21 protein-coding genes and 1 pseudogene are annotated in these 23,512 nt (G+C 74.0%); 14 read left to right on the top strand and 8 right to left on the bottom strand.

All coding sequences use genetic code 11. The features are described from left to right. The first annotated feature begins 63 nt into the window (after window positions 1–63). Window positions 64–2,499, top strand: coding sequence for an FxSxx-COOH system tetratricopeptide repeat protein (gene fxsT / locus ACMCNO_RS07210; RefSeq protein WP_412748623.1), 2,436 nt, complete (start codon window positions 64–66; stop codon window positions 2,497–2,499). Between the two features lie 67 nt (window positions 2,500–2,566). Here the strand turns inward: fxsT and ACMCNO_RS07215 are convergent, their stop codons facing one another. Genes ACMCNO_RS07215 through fxsA form a run of 3 tightly spaced genes read right to left on the bottom strand, consistent with a single transcriptional unit; the run spans window position 2,567 to window position 6,171 of the window. Further along, window positions 2,567–4,246: a putative bifunctional diguanylate cyclase/phosphodiesterase gene (locus tag ACMCNO_RS07215; protein WP_412748624.1), complete on the bottom strand. Its 1,680-nt coding sequence runs from the start codon at window positions 4,244–4,246 to the stop codon at window positions 2,567–2,569. 57 nt (window positions 4,247–4,303) lie between these two features. After that, window positions 4,304–5,953 (bottom strand): aKG-HExxH-type peptide beta-hydroxylase, encoded by a 1,650-nt coding sequence (locus ACMCNO_RS07220; RefSeq protein ID WP_412748625.1) that lies wholly within the window; start codon window positions 5,951–5,953, stop codon window positions 4,304–4,306. Window positions 5,954–5,961: 8 nt separating this feature from the next. Further along, window positions 5,962–6,171, bottom strand: a complete 210-nt coding sequence (gene fxsA, locus ACMCNO_RS07225) for an FxSxx-COOH cyclophane-containing RiPP peptide (RefSeq protein WP_412748626.1) — start codon at window positions 6,169–6,171, stop codon at window positions 5,962–5,964. A 202-nt stretch (window positions 6,172–6,373) separates the two neighbouring features. On the opposite strand from fxsA, the gene ACMCNO_RS07230 reads away from it, so the two are divergent. Beyond that, complete coding sequence (locus tag ACMCNO_RS07230; protein WP_412748627.1) at window positions 6,374–6,943, top strand: YbaB/EbfC family nucleoid-associated protein; 570 nt, start codon at window positions 6,374–6,376, stop codon at window positions 6,941–6,943. Then, the gene (locus tag ACMCNO_RS07235; RefSeq protein ID WP_412748628.1) at window positions 6,933–7,352 is read left to right on the top strand and encodes a hypothetical protein; all 420 of its coding nucleotides are present in this window, start codon (window positions 6,933–6,935) and stop codon (window positions 7,350–7,352) included. The genes ACMCNO_RS07230 and ACMCNO_RS07235 overlap by 11 nt, the downstream gene beginning before the upstream one ends. 10 nt (window positions 7,353–7,362) lie before the next feature. Here ACMCNO_RS07235 and ACMCNO_RS07240 read toward each other — a convergent pair whose 3' ends face one another. Beyond that, window positions 7,363–7,647, bottom strand: coding sequence for a DUF427 domain-containing protein (locus tag ACMCNO_RS07240; RefSeq protein ID WP_412748629.1), 285 nt, complete (start codon window positions 7,645–7,647; stop codon window positions 7,363–7,365). Between the two features lie 157 nt (window positions 7,648–7,804). On the opposite strand from ACMCNO_RS07240, the gene ACMCNO_RS07245 reads away from it, so the two are divergent. From ACMCNO_RS07245 to ACMCNO_RS07255, 3 genes are all read left to right on the top strand, one after another. Further along, window positions 7,805–8,467 (top strand): hypothetical protein, encoded by a 663-nt coding sequence (locus tag ACMCNO_RS07245; protein WP_412748630.1) that lies wholly within the window; start codon window positions 7,805–7,807, stop codon window positions 8,465–8,467. 74 nt (window positions 8,468–8,541) lie between these two features. Continuing rightward, window positions 8,542–9,630: a hypothetical protein gene (locus ACMCNO_RS07250; protein ID WP_412753647.1), complete on the top strand. Its 1,089-nt coding sequence runs from the start codon at window positions 8,542–8,544 to the stop codon at window positions 9,628–9,630. Beyond that, entirely contained in the window at window positions 9,627–11,105 is a 1,479-nt protein-coding gene (locus ACMCNO_RS07255; RefSeq protein WP_412748631.1) for a hypothetical protein, read from the top strand. Before ACMCNO_RS07250 ends, ACMCNO_RS07255 begins: the two co-directional genes overlap by 4 nt. Window positions 11,106–11,151: 46 nt before the next feature. On the opposite strand, the gene ACMCNO_RS07260 is transcribed toward ACMCNO_RS07255, so the two are convergent. Next, a complete protein-coding gene (locus ACMCNO_RS07260) occupies window positions 11,152–11,994 on the bottom strand; it encodes a bifunctional DNA primase/polymerase (RefSeq protein ID WP_412748632.1) in 843 nt (280 codons plus the stop codon). After that, window positions 11,994–13,037, bottom strand: a complete 1,044-nt coding sequence (locus ACMCNO_RS07265; RefSeq protein WP_412748633.1) for a beta family protein — start codon at window positions 13,035–13,037, stop codon at window positions 11,994–11,996. The genes ACMCNO_RS07260 and ACMCNO_RS07265 overlap by 1 nt, the downstream gene beginning before the upstream one ends. Window positions 13,038–13,125: 88 nt before the next feature. On the opposite strand from ACMCNO_RS07265, the gene ACMCNO_RS07270 reads away from it, so the two are divergent. The 6 genes from ACMCNO_RS07270 to ACMCNO_RS07295 all read left to right on the top strand — a co-directional run bounded on the left by ACMCNO_RS07270 (window position 13,126) and on the right by ACMCNO_RS07295 (window position 20,207). Beyond that, entirely contained in the window at window positions 13,126–14,454 is a 1,329-nt protein-coding gene (locus ACMCNO_RS07270) for an AAA family ATPase (protein WP_412748634.1), read from the top strand. Between the two features lie 501 nt (window positions 14,455–14,955). Further along, the gene (locus tag ACMCNO_RS07275; protein WP_412748635.1) at window positions 14,956–15,624 is read left to right on the top strand and encodes a hypothetical protein; all 669 of its coding nucleotides are present in this window, start codon (window positions 14,956–14,958) and stop codon (window positions 15,622–15,624) included. Window positions 15,625–16,066: 442 nt separating this feature from the next. After that, entirely contained in the window at window positions 16,067–17,935 is a 1,869-nt protein-coding gene (locus tag ACMCNO_RS07280) for an EAL domain-containing protein (protein ID WP_412748636.1), read from the top strand. A 19-nt stretch (window positions 17,936–17,954) separates the two neighbouring features. Then, entirely contained in the window at window positions 17,955–18,344 is a 390-nt protein-coding gene (locus ACMCNO_RS07285; RefSeq protein WP_412748637.1) for a cupin domain-containing protein, read from the top strand. A 63-nt stretch (window positions 18,345–18,407) separates the two neighbouring features. Beyond that, entirely contained in the window at window positions 18,408–19,493 is a 1,086-nt protein-coding gene (locus ACMCNO_RS07290; protein ID WP_412748638.1) for an S-(hydroxymethyl)mycothiol dehydrogenase, read from the top strand. Window positions 19,494–19,577: 84 nt separating this feature from the next. Next, window positions 19,578–20,207 carry a hypothetical protein gene (locus tag ACMCNO_RS07295; protein ID WP_412748639.1) on the top strand — a complete coding sequence of 210 codons (630 nt, stop codon included), beginning with the start codon at window positions 19,578–19,580 and terminating at the stop codon, window positions 20,205–20,207. A 55-nt stretch (window positions 20,208–20,262) separates the two neighbouring features. Here the strand turns inward: ACMCNO_RS07295 and ACMCNO_RS07300 are convergent, their stop codons facing one another. Further along, window positions 20,263–21,333, bottom strand: a complete 1,071-nt coding sequence (locus ACMCNO_RS07300; RefSeq protein ID WP_412748640.1) for a DNA polymerase ligase N-terminal domain-containing protein — start codon at window positions 21,331–21,333, stop codon at window positions 20,263–20,265. Between the two features lie 103 nt (window positions 21,334–21,436). Here ACMCNO_RS07300 and ACMCNO_RS07305 point away from each other — a divergent pair. Continuing rightward, window positions 21,437–21,760, top strand: a pseudogene (locus ACMCNO_RS07305) (helix-turn-helix domain-containing protein); the annotation flags it as partial. A gap of 10 nt (window positions 21,761–21,770) precedes the next feature. Here ACMCNO_RS07305 and ACMCNO_RS07310 read toward each other — a convergent pair. Beyond that, window positions 21,771–22,166 (bottom strand): VOC family protein, encoded by a 396-nt coding sequence (locus ACMCNO_RS07310; RefSeq protein WP_412748641.1) that lies wholly within the window; start codon window positions 22,164–22,166, stop codon window positions 21,771–21,773. Window positions 22,167–22,316: 150 nt separating this feature from the next. Here ACMCNO_RS07310 and ACMCNO_RS07315 point away from each other — a divergent pair, with 150 nt between their 5' ends. Next, window positions 22,317–23,426 (top strand): FAD-dependent monooxygenase, encoded by a 1,110-nt coding sequence (locus tag ACMCNO_RS07315; protein WP_412748642.1) that lies wholly within the window; start codon window positions 22,317–22,319, stop codon window positions 23,424–23,426. The last annotated feature ends 86 nt before the right edge of the window (window positions 23,427–23,512 follow it).

A 23,512-nucleotide genomic window follows, 5' to 3' on the forward strand; every position in this document is an offset into this window, starting at 1 on the left:
CCTTTCCTGTGGCGGCCGGCCCACGTACGGTAATCGGCAGCGCCGTCCAGGGAGGGGAGTCGCGTGCCGATCCAGGGTGGACTGCCACCGCGAAACCCCCGGTTCGTGGGCCGCGAGGACCTCCTGGCCCAGGTGCACGGCCTGCTCGACAATGGACCGGTGGTGCTGCTGCCCTCCGCCGACCAGCGGTTCGGCGGCACGGGGCGCACCCAGCTGGCGGTCGAGTACGCCCACCGCTACGCCCGCGGCTACGAGCTGGTCTGGTGGATTCCGGCGGAGCAGACCGCGGGCATGCGGGCGGCGCTGGTCGGGCTCGCGTCCCGGCTCGGGCTGCCGGAGGCGCGCGACATCAACCGCACCCTGTGCGCGGTCCGCGACGCGCTGAGCCGTGGCGAGCCGTACCGCAACTGGCTGGTGGTCTTCGAGAACGCGAACCGGCCGGAGGACATCACCCCCTACCTGCCCGGCGGAACCGGGCACGTGCTGGTCACCTCACGCGATCCCCGGTGGGGCTCCGAGCTGGCTCAGGCCGTTCCCGTGCCGGTGTTCGACCGGGCCGACAGCGTGGATTTCCTGCGGTTACGCAATCCCGAGCTGTCCGAGGTGGACGCCGACCGGCTCGCCGCGCGCCTGGCCGACGTGCCCATGGCGCTGGCCGAGGCCGCCGCGGTGCAGGTGTCGGGCGGCTGGCCGGCCGGCGAATACCTGCGCCGGTACGACGAGCGCGCGGCCGAACTGGTCACGCCCACCCCGGTGCGGGTGGCGTGGGGCCTGGCGGCGGAGGCGCTGCGGGCATCGTCGCCCGCGGCCGCGCAACTGCTGGAGCTGTGCGCGTTCCTGGCCAGCGCGCCCGTGTCGTGGCGGCTGTTCTGGGCCACGCGTGGCCTGGACCTGCCCCCCGAACTGGCCCGCACCGTGCGCGTCGAACGGCGGCTCAAGGCCGCGCTGCGCCTGATCGGCCGGTACGGCCTGGCCGAGCTGGACCCGCCCGGCGAGCACCTGACCGTGCACCCCCTGGTTCGCGGCATGCTGGCCGAGGACGTGCCGCACGCCGACGGGCTCCCCGGGTGGCAGGCGGACCGGCGGGACACGGTCCGGGCCATGCTTGCCGCCGCGGACCCGGGCGACCCGGACAATCCGACGAACTGGCCCCGGTACGCCGAGATCATCCCGCATCTGGTGCATTGCGACCTGCTCGGCGGCGACGCCGAAGAGCTGCGCCAGCTGGTGATCAACTGTGTCCGCTGCCTGTTCGCCCGCGGCGACTACGACAGCAGCCGGGACCTGGCCGCGCAGGCGGTGCAGCGCTGGCGCGACCGCCTCGGCGAGACCGACGAGCACGCGCTGCTGGCCGCGTTCCACCTGGCGAACGCGATGCGGGCGGTCGGCCGTACCGAAGATGCCCGGTTGTTGAACGCGCAGACCTTGCGCGCGCAGCGCGACGTGCTCGGCGACGACGAGACCACCCTGGCCACCGCGAACAGTGTCGGCGCGGACCTGCGTATCCAGGGCCACTTCGGACAGGCCCGCCAGCTCGACGCGGACAATCTGGTGCGCTACCGGCGGCTGTTCGGCGAGAGCTACCCGCTGACCCTGCGCTGCGCGAACAACCTGGCGGTCGACCTGCGGCTGCTCGGCGACTTCCGGGGCGCGCGGGCGCTCGACGAGCAGGTGCTGCGACACCGCCAGGCCGTGCTGGTGGACAGCCACCCCGAGGTCCTGTCGTCGCGGGCCGGGCTGGCCTTCGACCTGTTCGGGCTGGGCGACTACGCGGGGGCCGCCGATGTGCTGGCCGCTGCGCCCGCCGACGGCCTCGGCGAGGATCACCCGATGGTGCTGTGGGCGGGCCGCTTCGCGGCGATGGCCGCGCGACGCGGTGGGCGGCCGCATGCGCGGCAGCTCGCCGAACGCAGTGTCGGTCTGTTCCGGCAGAAGTTCGGCGACCACAACGTGGAGACGTTGGCTGCGCTGGTGTCGCTGGCCCACTGCGTCCGCGACGAAGGCGATGTGGAGTCGGCGTATCTGCTGCTGGAGCGGGCCGTGGCGGGATATCGCACCGTGCTGGGCGAAGGGCACCCGTTCGCGCTGGCCGCGGTCAGTGACCTCGCCGGGGTGGTGCGGGCGATGGGGCGGCACGCGCAGGCCCGCGCCCTCGGCGGCGAGGCGCTCGGGGGGCTGCGCCGCAGCGTGGGTGCCGACCATCCGTTCACCCTGTGCTGCGCCAACGGGCTGGCCGCCGACCTGCACGCGACCGGGGAGGCCCAGCAGGCCCGCGAGGTCGCGGCGGACACCTGGGCCCGCTCGCGCAACGTCCGCGGCGCGACCCATCCGGACACCCTGGCCTGCGCGTTCAACCTCGCGCTGGACGCGGGCGACGACACCGGGCGCGGCCTGGTCCTGACCGAGCTCACCAAGGCGTACGGCGAGCCGCATCCGGTCGTGGCCGCGGCGGCGTCCGGGCGCCGCCTGGAGACGGAGATCGAGCCGCCCCCGTTGTAGGCCCCCTGGGCGAGGGCCTGCACGGCCAACGCCCAGCCGGGAAGTGGTAACCGGCCGGGCGTTTGGGTCAGAGGGACAGGCCCGCGGACTGGCGCTGCAGCAGCGCGGTCATGTCCTCCGCCGGCATCGGCCGGGCGAAGTGGTAACCCTGCGCCTGTGCGCATTCCAGCTCGCGCAGCCGTGCGGCCTGCGACGCGTCCTCGACGCCCTCGGCGACCGGGGCCAGATCGAACGTACGGGCGATCTGCAGCACGGCCTCGGCCACGGAAGCGCCCGCGGTCTCCGCCATGGCCTGCACGAACGACCGGTCGATCTTCACCACGTCGACCGGCAGGGCGGCCAGGTGGCTCAGCGACGAGAAGCCGGTGCCGAAGTCGTCCAGGGCGATCCGTACGCCCAGGTTCTTCAGCGCGCCGAGCACCCGGGCCGACTCGACCAGGTCGGTCAGCGCGACCGACTCGGTCAGCTCCAGCACGAGCAGCGACGGCGTCATCCCGGTGCGCTCCAGCACGCCGCGGACCTCGTCGACCAGCTCGGGGTTGCCGAGCTGGCTGGCGGACAGGTTCACGTTCAGCTCGAAGCCGGGGATCTGACGCTGCCACTCGGCCGCCTGCTGGCACGCCTGCTCCAGCACCCAGCCGCCCAGGCGCGGCACCACGCCCATGGACTCGGCCAGGTCGAGGAACGCGCCGGGGGGCAGCACGCCGCGCTCGGGGTGACGCCAGCGCACCAGCGCCTCGACACCCACGGTGTGCTCGCCGTCCAGGTCCACGATCGGCTGGTAGTACACCTCGAACTCGTGGTTGTCGAGGGCGCGCAGCACCTCGGCCTCGTCCCGGCGACGCTGCTCGGCCTTCGCGAACTGCGCCGGGTCGAACCGGCGTGCGACGCCGCGGCCCTCGGCCTTGGCCTGGTACAGCGCCTGGTCGGCCTCGCGCATGACCTCGTCCACCGCGGTCTCCGACCCACGGGTCAGGGCGATGCCGGCGCTGGCGCGGATGGTCAGCAGGTGGCCGTCGACCTCCAGCGGCTGCGCCAGGTCGCGCAGGATCCGGTTGGCGACCCCGTCGGCGAGCAGGTCGTCGGCGAGGCGGGGCAGGAGCACCGCGAACTCGTCGCTGCCCAGCCGCGACACCGCGTCGTTCGAGCGGACGTTCGCGTTGATCCGCTCGGCGGCGGCACGCAGCATCTCGTCGCCGACGGCGTTGCCGTACGCGTCGTTGATGTCCTTGAAGCCGTCGAGGTCGACGAGGACCACGGAGGTGATCGTGTCGCCGGCCCGGGCGAGCGCGTCGGAGGCGTGCTCGATGAACATCCGGCGGTTGCCCACCTCGGTCAGCGGGTCCCGGTACGCCTGGGAGGCGAGGATGGCCGACTGCCGGGTGAGGTCGCGGACCAGCACGGCGTTGGTGTGCGCGCCGAGGAGCTGGCGCAGCAGCACGATCGCGCCCACGCCGATGGTCGCCCGGACCATGCCGACACTGATCGTGTCGTGCCCGTACGTGAACAGCGTCGCCATGACCGCCGCGGCAACCGGGGGTGCGTACCGCACCAGCGGCTTGCGCATGGCCAGGGCGATGATCGCGACGCCGAGTACCGCCACCGCGACAGCGGCCGCGGTGACGAACAGCGCCCCGAGGTCATCGCGCGCCAGCGCAGGCCAGGCGAGGAGCACCAACGACGCGAAGACCATCGCGTCGTCGACAACACGCCGAATGCGCGTCAACGCCTTACCGGTCGGGACCATGGCTCACCTCCAACGGGCCACTCATCGGTGGGCCAGGGGCGGACATGAGCAAAAGATCTAGGAATTCATCCAGGTGGCGAGCATCACGGGGTCCGTGGCGGGCTCGCCGAGCGCCCGGAAGGCGGCGGCGACAGCCTCCGGCCGGTCCCGCAGGGCGGTCCGGCCGCACACCAGCGCGAGGCCGGACCAGGCGGCATCGTCGGCGGGATCAGACTGTACGGCCTCCGCGTACGCCCGCCGGGCGGCGGCCTCGTCCCCGCGCACGTACGCGAGGTCCCCGCCCGTGGCGCGGGCGTGGCGGTCCGGGTCAGGCATTGTGGCGGCGTGGCTGTCCGGGTCAGGCGTTGCGAGAGCGGGGTTGTCCCGGCCGGGAGACGGGGCGGTGCGGCACAGCCGATGGGCGAGGTCGAGCCGGGCGCTGTTCTCCAAAGCGCGGCCGGGAGCGGGCCGGAGCTGCGCGGCGGGCGCGGCGACCGGGGGCAGCCCGCGCCGCCACGCGTCGGCGAGAGTGACGGCTGCGGCGGGCTCGACCGTGAGGTTGCGCAGCCGCCAGCGCACGCGGTGGTCGGTGTTCGCCCCGGCGGCCAGCCGGGCGACGTCCGCGGGCACCGGTTCGGCCAGCCACGGGGTCACCTCGGCCCGCAGCGCGGTCACGAACCGGGCGCCGGCGGTGGTGAGCCCGTCCGAGGCCAGCAGGTGGTCGGCCGCCTCCGCGACGGCCGCCCGCCAGCGGGCGAACTCGAAGCGCGCCAGCCGCCCGGGCTCGCCGCGCCAGAACCGGGTGACCGCGAGGTAGGCGTACGCGCCGTGCAGCAGGCCGGATGCGGGGCGGGGGTCGTCGCGCCACGGCGAGTAGCCGGGTGTGTCCGCGCCGGTGTGCAGTTCGAACAGGTAACGCACGGCGTTGAGGACACTGTGCTGGGCCTCGTGCACCAGACCCACCGCGAGGGCCGCCGGGTCGGCCGGGGCGGACATGGCCACCGCCCCGTACGCGTGCGCGGACGTCGCGCTGATCCCCCGGGCGGCGGGGTCAGGTTCGACCGGCACGATGCAGTCGAGGACCTCGGCGAGGATCTCGGCGGCGGCGCGGTGCCGGGTGACGAGCAGCCGCCACGCGTGGCGGAGCAGGTCGTGCCAGTGCGCGGCGTCGCCGTCGGTCAGGGGTGCGGCCGGGGTGAGCCCGAGCAGGGATCGCGCCGGATCGGTGTCCTCCAGGCGGACCGTCAGGGTCATTCCGTCGTGCGTGGCGCGCAGGAACCGCCTGCGCGCTTCATCCCGCGCCGCGGGCTGGTCCGCCCGTGACCCGGTGGGGCGGGAGGCGGCGACCAGGCGCCGGGCCTCGGCGGCGAGGGCGCTGAATCCGGCCAGTCCGGTGTCGGTCGCCGGGGCGCTGAGTCCGGGCAGTCCGGTGTCGGTTGCCGGGGCGCCGGTGCGCAGCCGGGTGAGGCAGTCGGCGGCCCACAGGCCGACCAGCGGACGGGCGAGCATGCGCCGGACCCCGGCGGGGTCGGCGCGTTCGGCCGCGGCCAGTTCCCGGTACGCGGCCGCGGCGCCGGAGTCCGCGGCGGCGATCGCGCGCAGCAGTAACAGGTGGCGGCTGAACTGGGCGCGGCGCAGCCGGGCGAGGGTGGCCGGATCCGGGCGCCCGGCGCCCAGGGCGGCGAACGCGGCGTCGGTGAGGGTGTGCGGGGCGAGCTGAGCCGTCATGCCTGGCGTCAGAGGGCGGAGTTGAAGCCGGCGATCGGGTCGCCGGGGCGTTCCAGGTCGGCCGTGAGGCGGTGCAGGCAGTGGCCGAGGGCGGAGTCCGCGCGGTCGGGCGCGACGGCCTCGGCGAGGTCGGTGAGCGACAAGCCGGAAACGTCGATCATGGGGGAGTGCCACTCGACGTCCGCGTGCTCGCCCGTGCTGCCCCGATCCACGTACACCTGCTCTCTCGTTGTCGTCCCCGCGGCCGGTGTCGGCTTCCCGACGCCGACCGGCAACGATCGATGTGTCGCCGCTAGGTTACGGCGTCGTCGGGTCAGGTGACCCCGGGCGGGCCCCGCGGCGGCGGGGCTGGCTAGGGTTTGCGTCGCCGTGATCTCATAGAACGCGAACACCTCGAAAGTCGGCAACGGAGGACAAACCGTGCTGGGTCCACATCTCGAATCCCCGGCGGATGAGATCCGCTGGCGGAGCGAGCCCGTTCCCGGCCACGCCGGGGTACCTACGGCAGTGGCCGACCGGGTGACGGCGCTCGCCGACCAGGTGGCGACGCTGACGGCGTCGGCCGTCGGTCATGACGGCGCGATCCGGGTGACCGTCGCCGGCTCCGGCGCGGTGACCGCACTGGAGCTCGACGACCGGGTGCAGGTGCTGCCCGGCGCGGAGCTGGCCGCCCAGATCATGGCCACGATCCAGCGCGCCCAGGCGGCCCTGGTGGAGCGGGTCGCGGAGGCGGTGGCGCAGACCGTCGGTGCCGACACGGAGACCGGCCGGGTGGTGCTGGCCAGCTTCGCCCAGCGCTTCGCCGGGTCACCGGAGTCCCCCGTGTCGCCCGTGGTCGCCGGTCGGCCGGTCGGCCGGTCCGACGTGGCCTCGCAGGCACCCGTGATGCCCGCGCCGCGGCCTTTCCCGACGTTTCGTAACCGTCCCTCGCTGCCGCACCAGGTGCCGGGCGTGGGCTTCGAGAGTGGGCGGGACAGCCGTGCCCGCTGACGACCTGCCGCTGCGCCCGGGCCCCGCGGACAACCCGCCGTTGCCCCGCCGGGGTCCGGCCCCGGCGGTGGACCGGATGACCAACGCCGAGCTGTCCCGCCTCGTGGAGGCGGAGCACCCGTACCGGGGCAAGGCGCTGTTCGAGCTGTGCGACCGGATCCCGGCCGACGACGACGCGGCGACGAAGGTGGCGATGCTGAGCCGGCTGCCGTCGCTGCGGCGGGCGCGGCTGTTCGACCGGGTGTCGCTGGCCTGGTCGGCGATCATCGCGCTGCTGGCGGCGGAGACACCGCATGCGCGGTCGGCCGCGTACGAGGCGTTCGGCGCGCTGGACCCGCAGGAGCAGCACGACATGCTGGACTACCTCGAGGTGTCCGCCATCGAAGAGGCCCACCCCCGCATCGCGTGAGCGGGGGAGGTCAGGTGACGACCTTGACGTCCTTCCAGAACGCGACCCGATCGCGTACGGCCTTGGCGTCGGGTTTGGGATCCGGGTAGTACCAGACCGCGTCGGCGGTGACGTGCTCGCCCGACTCCAGGGTGTAGTACGACGCCTTGCCCTTCCATGGGCAGACGGTATGGGTGTCGGAGGGCCGCAGCACGTCCTCCCGTAGCGAGGCGCGTGGGAAGTAGTAATTGCCTTCGACAACCACGGTGTCTTCGCTCTCGGCGATGATCTCGTCGTTCCAGATGGCCTTCGGCATACCCCCGAACGTAGCGCGGAAGCCGGCCGTCGTCCGATATGCGGGATTTATTCGCCTCCCGTGGGTGAAATGTGGTGAGTCGTCCGTGCGGTGGCCGCCGGACGTACGAGGATCTAGAGTCGATCCGCGCCGACACCCCCGACGAGAGCGGCCCCCGATGACCCGCCAGTGCACGCTGCCGAGCACCCGCGAACAGGCCCGGCACGCCCTGATTCTGCTCGGTGCGCCCACCCCGCCCCGGCTCCTCGTCGAGGTGCATGCCGCGCTGTTCGACTCGGACCTGTCCGTGCCGGGGCTGGCCCGCCTGCTGCGTCAGGAGCAGCGGGAACACGCGGCCACTGCTGATCATGGGCGGGCGGCGGTGCGGCGAGCCGATGACGAACACGCGCGGGGCGCTCGGCAGCCGTACCGGATCTGCCCGGGTCTGGACGCCGACCTGGCCCCGGTGCCCGGCCTGCTCACGCTCTCCACCTGGCCGGTCGCCCACCGCCTCGCGCTGCCGGCCGCCGCCCGCGCCGATGCCCTGGCCCGGATCGTCCGGGTGGCCGAGTTCGTGGCCGCGGCGCCGCGCCCGGCCCCCGGTGCCGCCCTTCTGCTGCGGCGTCTCGCCGACACCGTGCCCGGCGGCGCGGAGGTGCACGACGTCCTCGACCCGGCCGCGCTGGCCGGGGCCGCCCGCGCCGCCCTCGCGGACGGGCCGTTGGCTGCCGCGGTCGCCGCCGAACAGCCGGTACGCGAGACCGTCGCCGCCCGTGCCGCGGTCCTTGACGAGCGGCAACGCCTGTTCGGGATCGCCACCCGGTCCCGGGAGCGCGGGTGAGCCCCCGCCCGGGCCCGGACCGGGCCGCCGTCACCGCCGAGCGGTGCGGTGCCCCTCCCGGGACGCCGGAGGTCCTGGACCGGTTGCGCGGTGCCGGACCGCCCCGGCGGCACAATGCCCGCACCATCGCCGCGCTGACCGGCAACCCCGGCTGCGCCCGTCGCGCAGTGCTGGACGCCGCGGGTGTCGACAAGCCCGGCCTCGCCGACCGCGTCGGTTTCCCGGGCACCTTCGGACAGTCAAGGTTCGCCCTCGCCCGCGGCAACAGCTTCGAGGCGATGCTCAAGGCCGACGGGTGCGCCCTGCTGCGTACGGTGCTGGCCCGCGTCCTCGGCCCGGCCGCCGATGCCGCCGGTTACGACGACCTGGGCGAGGACGCCGACGACACGCTGGCCGACCGGCACGCGCGTACCCGTGGGCTGCTGGCCGCCCCGGACGGTCCCGCCCTGGTGGATCATCCGCTGCTCACCCTCGAGGTGGCGGGCCGCGCCGTGTTCCTGGAGCCCGACCTGATCGCCTTCCAGGTCGCGGGCCGCTACCACGTCGTGGAGATCAAGTCTTTCGCCATCGTGGACGGCCAGGCGGACAGCGCGAAGGTGTCGGCCGCAGCCGTCCAGGCCGCCGTGTACGTGCTCGCGCTACGCCGCCTGCTGGCCGAACTGGGCCACGACGAACAGCTGGTCAGCCACGATGTCGTGCTGGTGTGCCCGGAGGACTTCTCGCTGCGGCCCACCGCGGTGGTGCTCGACGTCCGCAAGCAGCTGGCCACCCTGCGCCGCCAGCTCGCCCGACTCGCCTCGGTCGCCGACCTCGCGGCAGCCCTGCCGCCCTGGGTCAGCTTCGACCCGGCCCTGCCGCCCGCGGCCCTGATCGCCGCGCTGCACGCGGTCGAGGCCAGGTACGCCCCGGAATGCCTGTCCACCTGCGAACTGGCCGCCTTCTGCCGCGATGAGTCCGCGGGCCGCACCGCCGCGCTCGGCCGTCCGGTCCGCGACGCGCTCGGCGGGGTCGAGACGGTCGCCGAGGTGCTCGCGTTCGCCGCCGGTGCCCCGGCGCCGGAGGAGGACCAGGCCGAGGCGGCCGCGCTGCTGCGGACCGCGGCCCGGCTGCGCGCCGAGGCGCTCGCCGGGCCCACGGGCGACACACCCGCGGATCCGGCGTGAGCACCCTCGCCGCGCTGGCCCGCGCCGAGGCGTACGCGGCGGGGCGGGCGGTGCCGCTGGCCACGGTGCGCCACCTGCACGTCCACGACCGCCCGCTGGTGCTGATCCCGGTGGCCCTGGCCGGCGAGACGAACGCGCCGCTGGCGGTGATGCTGGGCACCGGCCGTGCCGAACCCCGGCTGCTCGTGGTGGGCCAGCCGCGCAACCGCGACCAGCGGTTCGCGTTCGCCGCCGAGCTGGGCCGGGCGCTGGCCGCGTACGTGGAGCCGTTCACCGGGGTCGCCGAGCCGGTGCCGGTGGACCGCGGCCGGGACGTGCGGTACCGGTATCTCGACGCGCCGCAGCTGTGGGTGCCGAACCCGGGGGGCGTGGATTTCCTGCGGCTGTTCGGCCGCTCCACCCGGTTCCGCAGGGTCGACGGGGAGCACCCCGTGCCGGTGGAGGTGCCGCTGCTGGGCCGCTGGCTCACCTTCTTCGCCAACTCCGCGGAGGTGCCGGGGTCGGCGTTGCTGCTCACCGCGGTCGAGGCGCTGGGCCAGCACTGGGCCACCGGGCAGAGCGGCGCCGAGGACGCCCACCTGGCCGCGCAGCTCGCCTGGATCGACCCGCCCGCCGGGTACTCCGGGCCGCAGGCGGCGCGGCTGGCCGAGGACCCGGCGGTGTCTCCGCCCGCGGGCCCGGTGACCGACCCGGACTTCGACAACCGGGTCCTGGCGCCGCTGCTGGCGCTGCCCGACGTGCCGCTCGATGAGCTGGTCGCGGTGCTGCGCGGGGTGCTCGCCCCGACCTGGCATCTGATGTGGCGCACCCTGGACCTGCTGCGTGCTCTGCCCCCGGGGGCCCACGTCGCCGCCCGGTGGGACGGCGACCGGGACGCGTTCTCCGCGTTCGCGCAGCACCTCGCGGACGGCGGCCCGCCCCAGCCGCGCCGTGACGGCGCGGTGGCCGCAGCCGCGCGCCTGCACCGGCTGGAGCAGGCCGCCGCCCGGTACGCGGTCCAGCGCGCGTTCGACGATCCACTGGTGATGGCCGAGCACCGGCTGACCGGGGCCGCGTTCACCGGGGAGGTGACGCTCGCCCAGCCGGACCGGATCGACGACACCGGACGGCGGCCCGTGCTGCGTCCCCGGATCATGGTGGCCACCACCGAGCCGGTCCGGGTGGCGCCGGGTGCGAGCCTGACCTGCCCGGCCCGGCCCGCGCAGAAGGCGGTGGTGGTCTCGGTCGCCCCGGCCGCGGCGGGCACGGAGGTGGTCCTGGAACTGTCCGGGGGGATGGGGCGGCGGCTGGTCGCCGAGCCCGGCAGCGTGCCGGTGGTGGGGGAGCGGGTGCTGTTCACGACGCTCAGCGAGGCGTACCGGCCGCCAGGCGCTTTCCCGGACCCCGCCGACACTCCGTGGACCCACGGCGGACCACCTGTCCCGGAAGACCGCGCGACGGCCGAGGCCGGCGGCACCCTGGGCCCGGAGACCTGACTTCTTCAGTGGCGCCCCGGTCCGCAGGCCTGAGCGGCGGTCGACGTCAGCTGCGCTTCGGGCCCCGATCGGCGGGCTGGCGGCGGCCCGCGGTGAGCCCGGAGTGGATGGTGCGGCGGATCTCCACCCGGCCCAGTCCCGCGTGGCGGGCGGCGAGGGTCAGCTCGCGGGCGACCGTACCGGCGTCGAGCAGGCCCGCGCCGACCAGGCGGCCGAGCGCGAACGCGGCCCGGTTCAGCGTGTCGTTGCGGGCGCCTGCCTCGGCGCGGGCCACCCGCTGAGCCTCGGCGTCGAGCGCGGCGGCCGCGTACCGGTCCGGGTCGGTGACCGGGGCGCGGGGCCGGGGCGGCAGCGGCGGGCCGGCGATCAGAGCCCGCAGCACCGCGGGCCCGGCGGGCAGGGCGGCGCCGGGCCGGGACTCCCACACGTACGGCCGCCCGCAGGCGTGCCGGGACGGCGGGGCCAGCACGTACCCGCCCGCGCCGCGCCAGTCCACACCAGGCAGCAGCCGCACACGGTTGCCGTACCCGGTGGGTGCGAACCACAGATGCCAGCCGCCGCCGCCCGTGCGGACCCGGGGCCCGGCGGGGATCGCGTCGCCGAGCAGGTGGCGCAGGCCGTGCCAGCCCGCCGCCGTGTCCACGTCGGCCACGTCCATGATCACGCCGGTGCGCAGCCCGACGTTGGCGTCGGGCCAGCGTGACCACCACAGTTCGATGCGCCGGGGGTCGAGGCTGGCGTCGGACAGGCCGCGCCGCAGGCGGGGGTGCTTGCCGGGCCGGTCGCAGGGCTGGCGGGCGCATGAGCAGGTGCCGTCGGCCGCAGGGGTGTGCACCGGCAGGACCGGGATGCCGTGCCGGGCGTACGCGAGGGCGGCGTCGAGCAGCATTAGTACAAACGTACGACTGATTCCCGGGCTGGGATACGTGCCAGCGTGTGCAGGACGTGTGCGATGTGGTGCGACGTGCTCCATCCGATCCAGCTGGCGGAGCTACCCGCGCCGCGGGCCGTCCGGGCGCGCTGGGCGATCTGGGCGTCGCCCCAGGAGAACCGGGCGCCCTGGGCGGGCCAGTGCGGTGAACGGACGAGGGTCCGGCACAGGTCGTAGCAGCGGTCGTCGCTGCGCCCGCCGCGCCGTGCCCAGCGGTAGATCCACCATGCCTGGTCCGTGGTGTACCGCAGCGTCGGCAGCTGCCGGTGATGCTGTACGCCGAGCCGTCGCACCGGAGAGGTCACCCCGTAGTCGGCGTACCCCACGCCCGGCTCCGCCAAACGGGCCCAGACCCGCGCGTCGAGCCGGTGGACCGCGACCGGCCGGTCGGTGGGCAGGTCGTCCAGATTGGGCGGCATGGCGCCCGCGGCGACCGTGATCGACCGCCAGGGCCGCCCATGCGCCCACCGCAGGACGTGCCGGGCCTGCTCGACGAACCGGTCGGCGTCGGCGGCGCAGGCGGTCTCGGCCAGGTCGACGATGAGGTCGACACACTCATGATCTAGTCCGGCGCCGCACAGCAGCCGGTCGGTGGTCGCGGTGGCCGCGACCGGGTTGGTCGCGTCGATGTGGGGTTGCAGGCGCAGGAGCGCGCGGTGCAGGCGGACGCGGGCGGCCAGGCCGTTCTCGCTCAGCCGGCGGTCGCTGTCGTACGCCCGGAGCACGGGCAGCATGGCCACGCCGAGGTCGTCGAGCCGCAGGGCGAGCTCCACGGGTGAGGGCATGAACGGGTCGAGGTCGACCGCGAGCGCGCCGGTGCGCGGCGGCAGGGCCTTGACCAGGCGGGGCAGGTCCTCGCCGCGCAGTTCGACGATCGGGGTGACCTGCTTGGCGGCCTCGGTGTCCAAGTGGTGCAAGGCCGTGAACTCGCCCCGGCGCGGTCGCAGGATCGGCCGGTAGACGCCGTCCACCGTCACACCCGGCGACGTGAATACCATCATTCACCTAGCGTAGCGAAATATTTCCTTAGAGTTACATAGTGAATTCAGCATGAATTCCGTGTCGGCGGCGCCTTGCTACCGTGCTGCGATGCCGGTCCACGCTCCTGCGCAGACGCCCGCGGCCGAGGCCGCCCGCGTCGTCGCGGATGTGCTCCACGACCTCGCCACCACCGGTCATCGCGGTGTCGTGGTCGACTCGCCACCCGGCGCGGGCAAGAGCACCCTCGTGGTCCGGGCCGCCGCCGAGCTGGCCGGTGCGGGCGCCCCGCTGATGATCGTGGCGCAGACCAACGAGCAGGTCGACGACCTCATCGCCCGGCTGGGCGCGGCCGCGCCCGAGGTACGGGTCGGCCGCCTCTCCGCGGTCGACTACGCCCCGTCGGAGCGGGTGCGCGCCCACCCCGCCTGCCGGGTCGGCGCGAAGGTCGCCGACCTCGACGGCCCCGCGGTCACGATCGGCACCGCCGCCAAGTGGGCCACCGTCACCGACGGCACGTGGGCGTGGGCGATCGTCGACGAGGCGTACCAGATGCGCTCCGACGCCCTGCTGCGTGTGGCCCCGCGGTTCGAGCGCGCGCTGTTCGTCGGCGACCCGGGCCAGCTCGACCCGTTCGCCACGGTCGAGGTGGACCGCTGGACCGGGCTGTCCTGGGATCCCCTGCAGAGCGCGGTCGCGGTGCTGCTGCGGCACAATCCCCACCTGCCGGTGCACCGGCTGCCGGTGTCCTGGCGGCTGCCCGCCTCCGCAGCGCCCGTGGTGGCCGAGGCGTTCTACCCGTTCACCGGGTTCCGGTCGGGCACCGGCCCCGCCGAGCGCACCCTCGCGTTCGCCCAGCCCGCCGCCACCGCGCTCGACCCGGTCCTCGACACGGCCGCCGCCACCGGCTGGGGGCTCCACGAACTGCCCGCCCGCTTCACCGTACGCACCGACGCCGAGGCTGCCGCGGCCTGCGCGGGGCTGGCCGCCCGCGCGCTGGCCCGCGACGCGGTCACCACCGCCGAGTCCGGCACCGCCCCCCTGAGCCCCGAACGCGTCGCCATCGGCGCCGCGCACCGCGACCAGGTGGCCGCGATCCGCGCCGCGCTGCCGCCCGCAGCCGCCGGGGTCACCGTGGACACGGCCAACCGCCTGCAGGGCCGCGAGTACGACCTCACCGTGGTGCTGCATCCGCTGTCCGGGCGCCGCGACGCCACCGCCTTCCACCTCGAATCGGGCCGGCTGTGCGTACTGGCCTCCCGGCACCGGCACGCCTGCGTGATGGTGGCCCGGGCCGGGATCGCCGAGCTGCTCGACGCCCATCCGCACACCGAGCCGGTCCAGCTCGGGGTGCCGGTGAAATTCCCGGACGGCTGGGAGGCGAACCAGGCGATGCTCGCCCACCTCGCCACGGTGACCGTTCCGGCATCCCCGGGCTGACCCCACCCGGTTCTGCCGGTGAACGGCGGCCACGCCGTGCTGCAACGGCTTGGTGGGGGAATCGAATTTCGACCGCGAGTGGACAGAGCTCGGTCGGCCCCACAGTTTCCGGGGTTGGCATGGCGTATTCGGGGGAGTCTGGATTCGCAGGGCCGACCACAGGGGACACTCGTGGTCGACGGACGATGCGCCGGTGTGCAGGTTGTGGTGCACGGGTGTTTGCATCCGTGTCACCGTCCCGAAATACGGGCGGCCTCTACTGTCAGATACAGGACTGATCCACGATCTGGCATGCAACTTGCACGAGCGGTTCGCCGTGCGAGTTGCCTGTCTCTGGGTGGCTGACCTGCTGATCCAATGGTGTCGCAAGGCTTTGCAGATGCTGCCGGGGTTTCATTCACCGATGTTTTTGAGATCCCGACGGAATCCTCTTCCTGTCGATCTCTGATGGTGAAACTCTCAAGCCAGTAGCGCCAGCGACACGGACGGTGGTGGTGCCCTATGCGTCCAGACGTTCTGGTCGGTCCGAGCGAGTGGGTGGTCGAGCAGTTCGGCGACAAGGTCGCCGCCGAGATCTGGACCCGGGTGCCGGAGGCATTGAGTACCGCGATCGAACGCGAGGTCACTGCCCGCCCCGCCACCGCACAGGCCGCGGAACGCGTTCTTGCCAACCCGCGTTGGCCATTGCCGTACGAGGAGCTGGTGCTCTTCCTCGGCACTCTGCCCGGCGCCGAGATCATCAGTGTGCCGAAGTCGGTCTACCAGCTCGTACTGATCAACGGGCACGTCCTCGTGCCGTGGTGCTACGGCCAGTCCGCCCGGGTGTCCATGGGCGACGCCGAGGTCGGTCGTTCGTTCGGCCGCCTCGCCCGGGAGCTGTTGCGCCGGTTCGGGCCGCCGTGGCTCCGCTCGCAGACAGAGGCACCGTTGCCGCTGGACGCGGTCGACGAGCGCGAGGTGGCGAAGATCTGCGCCGCGATCTCCCGGATCGAGCCCCGGCCGGATGTCGTCATCGCAGGTTACGCCGGAGCGCCGAACCTCGGTCTGCTCCGCGCCTGCCTCGGCGAGATCAAGTCGACCGACAACGGCACGCTGAACTGGAACCATCTCGCCGACCTGCCACTGCCTCCACCGGTCATTCCGCGGCCGCGCCGCATGCACTTCCCCTGATCGTGGGCGCCGCCTGACGAGGCAGGGCGTCCCGGCGGCCCGGCTCCCACCCGGAGCCGGGCCGCGGCGTCGTGCGGAGCCGGTGCGGCGGGTGCCCGGTGCGGTACGCGACCGCCCGATGCCGGTTTTTGATCACGGTGCGCGCCCGGGCGGGTGCGGCGCGTGCATCTCGCAAGCACTTTCGGGGTAAGCGTCGCAGTAGGTTCCACAATAGCCACGGGCAGTGACTATCCGTCATGGAAGTTGTCAGATATGACGCCCCTCCGCCGCTGCGGGCGGTCGCCTGATCGGCTATTTTCACTCTCTGATAAGTGGAGAAGAGGCAGGCCATCAATTTGTTGGATGGCATGCAAAAACATTGTTGACACCGATACCTGTTACAGAAGGCGCGTGACGGGTCGTAATAGTCCAGGGGTCAGCCGAGCCGGGAGGTGGGGGGCGCATGACGGCAGCCGATGAGCGCGTGCCGCGCCCGCGCGCGCTGCGCGACCGGCGTGCCCGCCGCCCCCATGCCGCCGACAACGGCGGTGCGGTCGAGCTGGCCTCGGTCACCGACGAGCCGGTCTGGTTCTCCTACACCGTCGCCGGGGACACGATCGTCTGGTCGGAGGGCCTGCGTGCCCTGCTCGGCCGCCCGCCCACCGGTAACCAGATCAGCCAGCAGGTCCTCGCCCGGTACGTGCACCGCGACGACCACGCCCGCGCGCTCGCCGCGATCACCCGCGCCTGGACCAGCCGTGAGTCCGTGCGCATCACGGTCCGGCTGATGCGCGCCGACGGTGGCTGGTTCGACGTGGATTGCCGCCTCGAACCCACCACCGGGCCCGACGGCGGCATCACCGGCGTACGCGGCACGCTGCGTGACGTCTCCGCGCGGGAGCGGGCCCGGCGCGAAGTGGACCGGCTCAGCCGCCGCGGCGAGACCGTGCTGGCCTCGGTCATCGAGCGTGACCCGGCCACCGGGCTGCTCAACCGGGCGCGCTTCGCCGACGAGGTGGACCGCGCGCTGCGCCGGGGCGGAGGCGCGCTGCTCGTCGTCCGGATCCAGCCCGACCGCGGCATGACCGAGCGCACCGACCGCGCCGACGGCCAGGAGGGCATGCGCGGTCAGCTGCGCACCACCGAGCGCGGCGAGGGCCACGACGACGTACCCGGCCAGCACCGCGGCGACGGCGAGGGCATCGCCCCCGAACGCCACGCCGAGCTGCTGCACCGTGCCGCGCGCGTACTCGAAGGTCTGGTCCGTCCCGAAGACCTGCTCGGCCGGGTCGGCCCGCACGAGATCGGGGTGCTGCTGGCCGGGGTGTCCTGGACCCTGGCCCGGCGCCAGGCGCAGCTGTTCGTCGAGGCGCTGCGCGCGCACCCGTTCGTGCTGCCGGACGCGTGGCTGCGGGCCCGCGCCTGGGCCGGGCTGGTCCGCTTCCACCCCGGTGCCGAGGCGGGCAGCCACGACCTGCTCATCGACGCCGAGCACGCGTGGCGGCAGGGCCGCGGGTCCGACCGCCCGCTCACCCCGGTCCCGCAGCCGGTGCCGGCGCGCGACCGGCAGGGCACCTACCGGGACCGGGTGGCCGACGCGCTGGGCACGGACCGGTTCAGCCTGGTCGCCCAGCCCATCGTCGAGCTGCAGACCAACGCGGTCGCCCGGTACGAGCTGCTGCTGCGGGTGCTCGACGAGACCGGCGGCCCGCAGTCGCCGATCCAGGTGCTGGACACCGCGGAGCGCCTCGACGCCGTGTACGACATCGACCTGTGGGTGGTCGAGCGGGCGATGCAGCTGGCCGCCGAGCGCGACGACCTGAACCTGCAGATCAACCTCTCCGGGCGCTCGGTCGGCGACCCGCGGCTGACCGCCGAGGTCGAGGGCCTGATCAAACGGTACGAGGTGAACCCGGAGCAGCTCACCTTCGAGATCACCGAGACCGCGCTGATCGGCAACCTCAGCGAGGCCCGGCACTTCGCCGACCGGGTCCGCGACCTCGGCTGCGAGCTGGCGCTGGACGACTTCGGCTCCGGTTACGCCTCGTTCCGCTACCTGCGGCTGCTCCCCATCGACCTGGTGAAGATCGACGGCGAGTACGTCGTCAACCTGGTGCACAGCCCGCAGGACCAGGTCCTGGTGCGGGCACTCGTCCAGGTCTGCCAGGCGTACGGGATCCACACGGTCGCCGAGTTCGTGCAGGACGAGCCGACGCTGCGGATGCTGCGCGAATTCGGCGTCGACTACGTGCAGGGCTACCTGGTGGGACGCCCCGAACCGGTCGACGCGCTGCGGCCCCCGCCCCGGGTACGGCGTTCGAACCGGCGCTGATCGGGGTATGCGGCCCGGCATGGAACATTTCACGATCGCCACCGTGGCCGAGCAGAGCCCGGACTTCCGCCGGGTGCTGTGGACCGGCAAGCACACCCAGCTCGTCGTCATGACGATCCCGCCGGACGGCGAGATCGGCGAGGAGGTCCACGAGGTGGACCAGATCCTCACGTTCGTCAGCGGCGTCGGCGAGGCCAAGGTCGGCGGGCAGAAGCGCAAGGTGGCCCAGGGCGACCTGGTGGTCGTGCCCGCCGGCACGAAGCACAACTTCACCAACGCGGGCCCGAACCCGATGGTCCTGTACACCGTGTACGGCCCGCCGGAGCACGCCGACGGCGCGGTGCACAAGACCAAGGAGGAAGCGGACAAGGCCGAGGAGGCCGGCCGGGACGAGCCGCCCACCGGCTGAACGGCCGCGGACTCCGGCGGCGCGGCGCTGCCACCGGTCGGGGGCGGGTGGCAAGGTGGGCGGATGAGCCAGCGAGTCAACGGAGTCATCGCCCGGGCCAAGGGTGCCCCCGTCGAGGTCGCCACGATCGTCGTCCCCGACCCCGGTCCGGGCGAAGCGGTCGTACGGATCCAGGCTTGCGGGGTGTGCCACACCGACCTGCACTATCGCGAGGGTGGCATCAACGACGACTTCCCGTTCCTGCTCGGTCACGAGGCCGCCGGGATCGTGGAGGAGGTGGGCACGGGGGTCACGGACGTGGCCCCCGGCGACTTCGTCGTCCTGAACTGGCGCGCGGTCTGCGGCGACTGCCGCGCCTGCCGCCGCGGCCGCCCCTGGTACTGCTTCGCCACCCACAACGCCGCGCAGAAGATGACCCTGACGGACGGGACCGTGCTGTCGCCGGCGCTGGGCATCGGCGCGTTCGTGGAGAAGACGCTGGTGCACGCCGGGCAGTGCACCAAGGTGGACCCGGCGGCCCGCCCCGCCGCGGTGGGGCTGCTCGGCTGCGGCGTGATGGCCGGGATCGGCGCCGCGATCAACACCGGCGGGGTGACCCGCGGCGACTCCGTCGCCGTGATCGGATGCGGCGGGGTCGGCGACGGCGCGATCGCGGGCGCGGCCCTGGCCGGAGCCACCACGATCATCGCGATCGACACCGACGAACGGAAGCTGGAGTGGGCCCGCCGGTTCGGCGCCACCCACACGATCGACGCCCGCGCGGGCGACGTGGTCGAGGCGGTCCGGGCGCTCACTGGTGGCCACGGCGCCGACGTCGTGGTCGAGGCCGTCGGGCGGCCCGAGACGTACCGGCAGGGGTTCTACGCCCGTGACCTCGCCGGCACCCTGGTGCTGGTCGGGGTGCCCACCCCGGAGATGACCATCGAACTGCCCCTGCTGGACGTGTTCGGCCGCGGCGGCGCCCTGAAGTCCAGCTGGTACGGCGACTGCCTGCCCACCCGTGACTTTCCGCTGCTCACCGAGTTGTACCGGCAAGGCCGCCTCGATCTCGACGCGTTCGTCAGCGAGGAGATCCGCCTGGATCAGGTGGAGGAGGCGTTCGCCAGGATGCACACCGGCGGGGTGCTGCGTTCCGTAGTGATCTTCTGACGGGGTGAGGTCGGGATTGACAAGAGATCGATCGCCGCGAGTACGCTGCGCCGGCCTGATCCACGGACTGTGAGGGGACTGTCGATGCGGTATCTGTCCGTGCGGCGCCTGACGGGCGTGCTGGCGGTGGCCGGCGTCCTCCTCGCCGCCGGGGCGGGCCCGGCCCTGGCCGACGGCGTGCACCGGGGCCCGGTCTCGGTCTCCTTCCCGGACATCGAGGTGCCCGTGGGCGGCACCGCCATCGATCTGCTGGGGCCGAACGTCTGGTCCACGGGCCCGGACAAGCTGGCGAAGGTGACAGACGTGAAGGTCAGCTACGACCTGCGCGGGGTCACCGGGGTCCGGATCACCCCGAGCACGGTCGGCGGCGGCGACTGCGTCCAACCCTCACCGACCCGGGTCGTCTGCACCGATCCGCGGGACCTGACGTTCGAAGGCGAGACGATCGAGCAGTACCTGCCCGTGGTGGTGAAAGCCGACCGGACCGCCAGGCCCGGCGACACCGGGACGGTGACCATCACGTTCTCCGCCAAGGAAGTGGCGCCGATCACCGGCACCAGCAAGGTCCGCGTCGTCGAGGGCTCGGAGGGCGGGCGCCTGCCGACCACCGGTCCCGTGACCGTGTTGATCGGTGCGCTCGGCCTGCTGTTGCTCGGCACCGGTGTGGTGGGGGTGCTGGCCGCGCGCCGCCGCCGCGCCCGCTTCGTCGCCTAGGGTCACGCGGCACGGGCGTTCTCCGATGGGTACGCCGGGGACGCCTACCGCCGCCTCACCCGCCGCGGATCCACAGCCACCGGCGGCTGCGACGTCCCGGCAGGTACGGCGAGTCCAGCCGCTTGGCCACCACCCCGTCGAGCCCCTGCGCCGCCGCGGCCTCGCACGCGAACTGCCCGCCCCCGGGGAAGTACGGCGGTGTCTGCCAGTGCGCCCCGGCCACCGAGAGCCCCTCCAGCAGCTCCCGGCGCTGGGCGTACCCGACCGACTCGGTGGTGGCGCGCCCCTCCAGCCACAGCAGGTCGTACGCGAGGAACTGCACCGGGGTGCGCTCGGCGGCCCGGCGCGCGGCGGCGGAGTCGCGCGGTGCGGTCCGCCTTCCCAGCAGCGCCGCCGACGGGGCCGACCCGTCGAACGCGACGATCTCCCCGTCGAGCACCACCTCGGTGGGCGCCAGCGCGGCGCCCAGCGCACGCAGCTCCGGATACCACGACGTGACGTCCGCCGAGGTGTCCGAGCCCAGCCGGACCCGCCCACCCGAGACGAAGGCGAGCGTGCGGCGCCCGCCCCAGCTCAGCTCGTAGCCCCAGGCCGCGTCGTCGGCGGGCAGCCGGGCGCCCGGGGCGGCCAGCATCGGCGCGACCGACTCCGGCATAGGCTGCCAGCCCGGCTCCGGCGGGTCCATCCGGCGGACCATCCAGTCTGCGCCCCCGGTCTGGAAGAACACGTACCGGCCGGAGGTGCGCTCACCGTGGAACGTCACCCCGATCTCGTCGTCGCGCCACTTGTCCGACGTGTACGTGCCGCGGTCGTGGATGAGCATCCGGCCGCCGCCGTACTCACCGGCCGGGATCTCCCCGGCGAAGTCGAGGTACTCCAGCGGATGGTCCTCGGTGTGCTTGGCCAGGTTGTTGTGGGTGGAGTCGCGCGGCAGGCCGCGGGGCACCGCGAACGACACGAGCACGCCGTCGCGCTCCAGCCGCACGTCCCAGTGCAGGCTGCGGGCGTGGTGCTGCTGGATCACGAACCGGCCGCCCGGGCCCGGCCGGGGGCCTTGCGCGGGTACAGGTTCGGGGGTGCGCCGGGGGTCCCGCTTGCGGCGATATTCGTCGAGGCGATCGCTCACCCCCGCATTGTCCGACCCCTGTGCGAGGGTCGCCACATGTACGCGCAGGCTCCGTCCTCGATCCATCCGCTCGTCGTCGCGTGGCGCGCGGTGACCCCGCCGGGCGGCCGTGCGGCGCCGCTGGCGCGGCCCCGACCCGGCACTGGTCGCGCTCGCGGCGGGCGCGCGGGCCGGGCGGCCGGTCGCGGCGCTGGCGGAGACGCTCGCGCTGAGCCCTCGCCAGCTGCACCGCCGCTGCCAGGCCGGTTTCGGGTACGGCCCGAAGGCCCTGGGCCGGATCCTGCGCCTGCGGCGGGCCCTGGCGCTGGCCGCGGGCGGCCGCCGGTTCGCCGAGGTGGCCGCGCTCGCCGGATACGCCGACCAGGCCCACCTGTGCCGTGACGTGCGGGCCCTGGCCGGGGTGCCGCTCGGCACCCTGGTCAGTTGAGCGGTGCCGGTCAGCCGGGTAGCGGGGCGAACAGGTCCACGGAGTTGCCGTCGGGGTCGAGTACGACCGCGTAGCGCTGCCCCCAGAACGCGTCCCAGGGCTCCTTGTGTCCGGTGTGCCCGGCCGCCACCAGCGCGGCGTACGTATCGTCCACCTCGGCCGGTCCGGCGCACCGGAACGCGAGACTGATCCGGCCGCTGCCCGCGCCCGGGGCGAAGCCCGGGTCGAAGGAGCGGATCACCTCGTGGGTGTCCCAGGCGATGCGCAGGCCGCCGCCCAGCTCCGCCTCGACGTGCGGTTCCGTGTCGGCGGCGGCCGGGATGCCCAGGCCGAGACGGCGGTAGAAGGCCAGCGTGGCGGCCATGTCCGCCACCACCAGGCCTACCAGGTTGAAGGTCGGTGTCATGCGGTCGACGCTACGGCGGCCGTCCGCGCCGGGTCTTGAATGAATCGGACGCTCCTGCCGCTCCACCCGTGCGTGGGTATCGCGTCCCGATGGCGACGGGTAGTGTCTTGGCTCCGACGCGTGGCCATCCCCCCTCGGAGGCGTGCCCCGATGACACTGCGCATCCTGGTCGTGGGCGCCGGCATCGCGGGCCTCGCCGTGGCCCGGGCTCTGCGGGTCGCCGGTTTCCGGCCCGACATCGTGGAGGAGCAGCCGGCGGGCGTGCTGCCCGCGGCGGGCATCTTCCTGCCGGGCAACGCCGCCCGGGCGCTGCGCCTGCTCGGGCTCGACGCGCCGGTGCAGCCGCTGGGCGACCTGATCTTCCGCCAGCAGTTCCTGGACGCCAGTGGCCGTGAACTGTTCGAATTGGACGTCGCCGGGATCTTCGCCGGGGTGGGCGAATGCCGGGCGCTGTCGCGGGGTGAGCTGCAGCGGGTGTTGCTCAGCGGGGTCGGCGGCGAGGTCCGGTACGCCACCTCGGTCCGTGACGTGACCATCGTGGAGGGCGCCGCCAAGGTCGAGTTCAGCGACGGCGGAGTCGCCGAGTACGACCTGGTCGTGGGCGCTGACGGCCGCCGTTCCACGATCCGCGCCCGGGTCGGGCTCGGCGGCCCCGCGACCCCCACGGGTCACGTCGTGTACCGCAGCGTGGTCAACGGTGGCCCGGCGCTCAGCGCGTGGACCGGCCTGCTGGGGCGGCGGGCCTCGTTCGCCGTGATGCCGATGGGCGGGCGGCGGCTGTACTGCTGCGCCGATGAGACGGTCGCGCCGGACACGCCGAGCCCGGTGGACGCCCGGGCCCGGATGCGCGAGGTGTTCGCCGGGTACGGCGGCCCGGTGCCGGAGGTGCTGGAAGCGCTCGAGACGGTGCAGGTGGCGCGCACCGACGAGGTGGTGCTGGAGCGCTGGTCCGTCGGCCCCGTGCTGCTGGTCGGGGACGCCGCGCACGCCACCGCGCCGACGCTGGCGCAGGGTGCGGCGATGTCGTTCGAGGACGCGGTGGTGCTGGCCGAGGTGCTGCGCACCCGACCGGACGACATCCCCGCCGCGCTGGCGGAGTTCGAGCGGCGCCGCCGGCCCCGCTGTGGCAACGTCCGCGAGCGGACCCGGGAACGCGACCGGACCCGGGACGTCCCCCCGGCGTTGCGCGACCCTATGCTGCGCAGGAGGGGACGGCGGATCTTCGCGGACCACGTCCGGGAACTGGCCGCGCCGGTGTGACCCGCACCTGCGCACTTGGTCACCCCGCGCCCGCAGGGGCCGGGCGGGGGACTATTCTGCCAGCGAGGTACGCCATTCCGTACGCG

Origin of the sequence: Krasilnikovia sp. M28-CT-15, from assembly GCF_047159595.1 — a bacterium.
In the GTDB taxonomy this organism is placed as follows: Bacteria; Actinomycetota; Actinomycetes; order Mycobacteriales; family Micromonosporaceae; genus Actinoplanes.

Coding starts and splice junctions, on each gene's coding strand:
- ACMCNO_RS07215 (WP_412748624.1), bottom strand. CDS start 4,246: ATGGTCCCGACCGGTAAGGCGTTGACGCGCATTCGGCGTGTTGTCGAC.
- ACMCNO_RS07220 (WP_412748625.1), bottom strand. CDS start 5,953: ATGACGGCTCAGCTCGCCCCGCACACCCTCACCGACGCCGCGTTCGCC.
- ACMCNO_RS07240 (WP_412748629.1), bottom strand. CDS start 7,647: ATGCCGAAGGCCATCTGGAACGACGAGATCATCGCCGAGAGCGAAGAC.
- ACMCNO_RS07245 (WP_412748630.1), top strand. CDS start 7,805: ATGACCCGCCAGTGCACGCTGCCGAGCACCCGCGAACAGGCCCGGCAC.
- ACMCNO_RS07260 (WP_412748632.1), bottom strand. CDS start 11,994: ATGCTGCTCGACGCCGCCCTCGCGTACGCCCGGCACGGCATCCCGGTC.
- ACMCNO_RS07265 (WP_412748633.1), bottom strand. CDS start 13,037: ATGATGGTATTCACGTCGCCGGGTGTGACGGTGGACGGCGTCTACCGG.
- ACMCNO_RS07270 (WP_412748634.1), top strand. CDS start 13,126: ATGCCGGTCCACGCTCCTGCGCAGACGCCCGCGGCCGAGGCCGCCCGC.
- ACMCNO_RS07275 (WP_412748635.1), top strand. CDS start 14,956: ATGCGTCCAGACGTTCTGGTCGGTCCGAGCGAGTGGGTGGTCGAGCAG.
- ACMCNO_RS07280 (WP_412748636.1), top strand. CDS start 16,067: ATGACGGCAGCCGATGAGCGCGTGCCGCGCCCGCGCGCGCTGCGCGAC.
- ACMCNO_RS07285 (WP_412748637.1), top strand. CDS start 17,955: ATGGAACATTTCACGATCGCCACCGTGGCCGAGCAGAGCCCGGACTTC.
- ACMCNO_RS07290 (WP_412748638.1), top strand. CDS start 18,408: ATGAGCCAGCGAGTCAACGGAGTCATCGCCCGGGCCAAGGGTGCCCCC.
- ACMCNO_RS07295 (WP_412748639.1), top strand. CDS start 19,578: ATGCGGTATCTGTCCGTGCGGCGCCTGACGGGCGTGCTGGCGGTGGCC.
- ACMCNO_RS07310 (WP_412748641.1), bottom strand. CDS start 22,166: ATGACACCGACCTTCAACCTGGTAGGCCTGGTGGTGGCGGACATGGCC.
- ACMCNO_RS07315 (WP_412748642.1), top strand. CDS start 22,317: ATGACACTGCGCATCCTGGTCGTGGGCGCCGGCATCGCGGGCCTCGCC.